Origin of the sequence: Geobacillus sp. WSUCF-018B, from assembly GCF_002809985.1 — a bacterium.
GTDB classification, from domain to species: domain Bacteria; phylum Bacillota; class Bacilli; order Bacillales; family Anoxybacillaceae; genus Geobacillus; species Geobacillus thermophilus.
This window is the reverse complement of record NZ_PIJF01000118.1, coordinates 1-4,398: the sequence shown is the minus strand read 5'-3', so window position 1 is coordinate 4,398 and position 4,398 is coordinate 1. Positions and strand designations below refer to the sequence as shown.

Sequence of the window (4,398 nt, the reverse complement as noted above, 5' to 3'; positions counted from 1 at the left end):
ACCGACGCTGTACTCTTTCTTTTGATAGTTGCGGAATCCGTCGGCAAACGGCTCCAGTACGGAAAAGCTCTGGACGTCAGTTTGTTCTTGCGTCGCATCACCCCGTCCTGGAATAAACGGCACTTTGACATCAAAGCCAGCGTCGCGCGCCGCCTTTTCAACCGCCGCGCTGCCGCCAAGAACGATGAGATCGGCGATGCTGACTTTCTTCGGCAGCTCGCGCTGGATGTCTTCATAGACGGAAAGCACTTTAGCGATCCGCTCTGGTTCGTTCACTTCCCAATCTTTTTGCGGCGCAAGGCGGATGCGGGCGCCGTTGGCTCCGCCTCGTTTATCGGAGTTGCGGAACGTGCTGGCTGAGGCCCAAGCGGTTTTGACGAGTTCACTAACCGTCAGACCCGAGTTCAAAATCTTCGCTTTGATTTCTTCAATTTCGGCATCGGTCAATTCATAGTCGACCGTTGGAATCGGGTCCTGCCAGATGAAATCTTCTTCCGGCACTTCCGGACCTAAGTATCTCGTTTTCGGCCCCATATCGCGATGCGTCAGTTTGAACCAAGCGCGGGCGAACGCATCCGCGAACTCATCCGGATTTTCATGGAAGCGGCGGGCGATTTTTTCGAATTCCGGATCAAAGCGAAGCGCCAGGTCGGTTGTCATCATCATCGTCGGAACTTTTTTCGATGGGTCTTCGACATCCGGTGCGAGATGCTCTTCTTTCGGGTCAACTGCCATCCATTGCCATGCCCCAGATGGGCTTTTCGTCAGCCACCAGTCATAGCCAAACAGCATATCGAAATACGACATATCCCACTTCGTCGGTGTCGGCGTCCACGCGCCTTCGATGCCGCTCGTGATCGTGTCGCGGCCTTTTCCTTTTCCGTATGAGCTGATCCATCCCAATCCTTGCGCTTCAATCGGAGCGGCTTCCGGCTCGGGGCCAACGTGGGAAGCAGGGCCTGCGCCATGCGCTTTGCCGAACGTGTGGCCGCCGGCGATCAAGGCGACCGTTTCTTCGTCGTTCATCCCCATGCGGCGGAACGTCTCGCGAATGTCGCGCGCTGCCGCTTTCGGATCCGGCTTGCCGTCAGGGCCTTCCGGGTTGACATAGATCAGCCCCATCTGCACAGCCGCAAGCGGATTTTCCAGTTCGCGATCCCCGCTGTAGCGTTCCGAAGCGAGCCACTCTTTTTCCGCGCCCCAATAAATGTCTTCTTCCGGATGCCAGACATCTTCCCGGCCGCCGCCAAAGCCGATCGTTTTGCCGCCCATCGATTCAATAGCGACATTGCCCGCCAAAATGAACAAATCGGCCCAAGAGATTTTGTTCCCGTATTTCTTTTTGATCGGCCATAACAACCGCCGCGCTTTATCCAAGTTGGCGTTGTCCGGCCAGCTGTTTAACGGGGCAAAGCGCTGCGTGCCGGTCGAAGCGCCGCCACGGCCGTCGCCGATGCGGTACGTTCCCGCCGAATGCCACGCCATGCGGATGAACAGCGGACCGTAATGGCCATAGTCGGCCGGCCACCAGTCTTGGCTTTCTGTCATCAGTTTGCGCAAATCTTCTTTTAACGCCCAGTAGTCGAGTTTTTGAAACTCCTCGGCATAATTGAACTCTTCATCATGAGGATTCGTTTTTCGGTCGTGTTGATGGAGAATGCTTAAGTTCAGCTGGTTCGGCCACCAGTCTTTATTGGTTGTTCGATTTGAGTTGTAGCTTGTGACGCTGCCGTGATATGGACATTTGGAAGCATTTTGTTGGTTCCCCATTATTTCTTCCCCTTTCTATAATTGATAATGATTAGTACATTAGAATTATAATAAATTAATATTTATTTGTAAAGGGAAAATAATATTTTTGCCCAAATTTTCTGGATCAAAGCAATGACCCTTGATTATAGGTTTCTCTCTCATTTTAAAAAAATAGTTATTCGTCAGAATCCATTTTTGTAGCATCATCATTTAATACATATAAGTTGCTACATGGCATTGTTCGCTCTTCTTGTCACCGTGCCAGCTTGTTAGGTGATAAAGTAAAGACGGGACATGGAGGTCGGAAATTCTTTATTACAACCTATACAGTAGTATTAAAATAGACGAATGGTTTGTGTGTGCAATGGTGGATTGTTTCCCCAATTGTTCTTTACGCAGTCTTCAACGGATTTGCCCATTACCATTCCTCTGACCGGAACTGCCGTCACGGAAGTGCTTCGTTTGCAGCCGATTACAACGCTCAGCGGCGACCGCGTCAAGCTCGATTCGATGGTTGAGTTGGAACTGGCTGTTTTAGCCCTTCTATCCGGTGCTACTTTGACAGGGGTCACCTATAGGCTGGAACGGTCAACAAACGGAGGAGCTTTTGTCCCAATTGCGTCACTTGATGTCGAATCCCTCCTACCCGTACTCTCACTCGCTGCGAATACAACACTTTTCCCGAACTTGACATGGGTCGACACGCCAGGCGTAGGGACGCATGTCTATCGCATTGTGATTGAAACGAACGGTGGGATTTTATCCACCTTGCTAAGCGGCATCACAGCAGAAACTCGCGCCTTGAACGCTCTTGTTGTTCGCAGCGTATAACCCGGCAAAACCGGCTCAGCGAAAGGCGATTGCCCTCTGAGCCGGTTGTTTTTGCTTTATGGCGCGTAGGTCTTCAGGCTGTCAAGCATGGACGACAATATGGTTCAATGCTCGCACTCCATTAGGCAGCTGTTGGCAGAAAAAAAATCCGTCCGCTTTGTAAGTGGTCGAGATTTCACGCTTACCGACTTGAAATTGGAAATTAGAAAAAGAGAGCGTTTGCCCTGGCTCAATGCGTGACACATGAACCGGCTTCAGCCAAAATTCTCCCTTCTCTTCCGCGATGTTCTCCGCCTCCTCATTCACATATTGCCAAGCTTCCATGACAAGCGGATTGAGACGGCGATCGTATTGAATGCCGCCTCCTAACTTTGCCGATAACGCCATGTGTTCTTTCGGAGAAACGCGCAAACAAATGAGACAGGAGACAGAGCAATGGAAAACAGAATGCGCCTACTGGCAAGAACAAGCGGAAGCCAATCAAAAACACATCCAGTCTTTAGAAGCGACACTGAAGGTGTTTCAACAAAAGGAAATGGAATGGAATGAAGAACGACGAAAAACAAAAGAAAAAAATCGACTACGAAAGGATGGGACTCTTTCTTTTATGAACGAATCAATCGACTCATGGACATCTTGGGCAGAGAGAATGGAAAACGATTATAAAGTAATGAAGGAACAAATAGAGAAAATCGCAAAGGAGTTTTCAAAACTGCAAAACGCTTTACGCAACAGTACCAAAGCACACGAACCGGAAAAAGATGTAGACGTTTTAACCAAGAAAATTCAACCCGAGTTCGACAGTTTTGAGGCCATTTTAGGCAAATGAAAATATGCGGATCCTAGAAAAAAACACTGAATTTCATAGGCACACGACTTGTTTATTTTAACTTTTAAAACAGCTGAATATCGGTTATAATATAGGCATGTACATACGGCGAGTAACACGCAAAAACAAAGATGGAACGACCGTGGCGTATCTCCAGCTTGCTCACAACGAATGGGATCCGAAGGCCAAATATGCRAAAGCGAAGGTGATTTATTCGTTTGGGCGCGAAGACGAGGTGGATCGCGCYGTCTTGGAGCGTCTGGCCAAAAGCATTTCGCGATTCCTTTCTCCTGAGCAGGCTTGGGAAATCGAGACGTTGACAGGAGAAGTGTCGGATGACTTTCAGTTTCAATCAAGCAAACGCCTTGGTGGCGCTTGGCTTTTGGATCAGCTCTGGAGACAACTGGGATTGGGAGARATTCTCCACTCCTTGTTTGCCTCCCGACATCATCAGATTCCGTTGGAACGGCTGATTTTTGCCATGGTGGCGAATCGTGCCCTTCATCCGTCAAGCAAGTTGGCGATGGAGGAGTGGGTGGAGAAAGACGTGCATATCCCTCATCTTCCCCAAGTCGCCAGCCACCAGTTGTACCGGGCGATGGATGAGCTGCTGGCTGTGCAGCCGGAATTGGAACGCCAAGTGTTCCATGCCGTGGCCGATTTATTGAACCTGGAAGTCGATTTGATTTACTTTGATACGACTTCGTCGTACTTCGAAGTGGATCCATCCGAAACACCAGAAGGAGAATCGCTTCGAAAGCAGGGGTTTTCCAAAGATAAGCGTCCCGATTTGGTCCAAATCGTCATTGGACTGGCCGTTACCCGGGAAGGRGTCCCCATTCGCGCTTGGGTATGGCCTGGCAATACGATGGATATGACGGTCATCAAACAGGTGAAACAAGACTTGATTGGCTGGAAGCTTGGGCGTGTGATCAGCGTGATGGACCGCGGATTTTCGTCTGAAGAGAATTTGCGAATCTTGCAAC

General features: G+C 49.7%; 4 protein-coding genes and 1 pseudogene. 3 read left to right on the top strand and 2 right to left on the bottom strand.

The genetic code is table 11. The features are described 5' to 3' along the window. A partial coding sequence (gene katG / locus CV944_RS16825) for a catalase/peroxidase HPI (protein ID WP_100664562.1) occupies positions 1 to 1,770 on the bottom strand: 1,770 nt, incomplete at its 3' end. Positions 1,771 to 2,100: 330 nt separating this feature from the next. On the opposite strand from katG, the gene CV944_RS16820 reads away from it, so the two are divergent. Next, positions 2,101 to 2,583 carry a hypothetical protein gene (locus CV944_RS16820; RefSeq protein ID WP_100664561.1) on the top strand — a complete coding sequence of 161 codons (483 nt, stop codon included), beginning with the start codon at positions 2,101 to 2,103 and terminating at the stop codon, positions 2,581 to 2,583. A gap of 81 nt (positions 2,584 to 2,664) precedes the next feature. Here CV944_RS16820 and CV944_RS16815 read toward each other — a convergent pair. Continuing rightward, positions 2,665 to 3,000, bottom strand: a pseudogene (locus tag CV944_RS16815) (hypothetical protein); the annotation flags it as partial. On the opposite strand from CV944_RS16815, the gene CV944_RS16810 reads away from it, so the two are divergent. After that, the gene (locus CV944_RS16810) at positions 2,999 to 3,412 is read left to right on the top strand and encodes a hypothetical protein (protein WP_233205286.1); all 414 of its coding nucleotides are present in this window, start codon (positions 2,999 to 3,001) and stop codon (positions 3,410 to 3,412) included. The pseudogene CV944_RS16815 and the gene CV944_RS16810 sit on opposite strands and share 2 nt — an antisense overlap. Positions 3,413 to 3,509: 97 nt before the next feature. Continuing rightward, the coding region (locus CV944_RS16805; RefSeq protein ID WP_199170469.1) for an IS1634 family transposase at positions 3,510 to 4,398 on the top strand (889 nt) is incomplete at its 3' end.

Bases quoted from the DNA above. Each gene is read 5' to 3' on its own strand.
- CV944_RS16820 (WP_100664561.1), top strand. From the start codon at position 2,101: ATGGTTTGTGTGTGCAATGGTGGATTGTTTCCCCAATTGTTCTTTACG.
- CV944_RS16810 (WP_233205286.1), top strand. From the start codon at position 2,999: ATGAGACAGGAGACAGAGCAATGGAAAACAGAATGCGCCTACTGGCAA.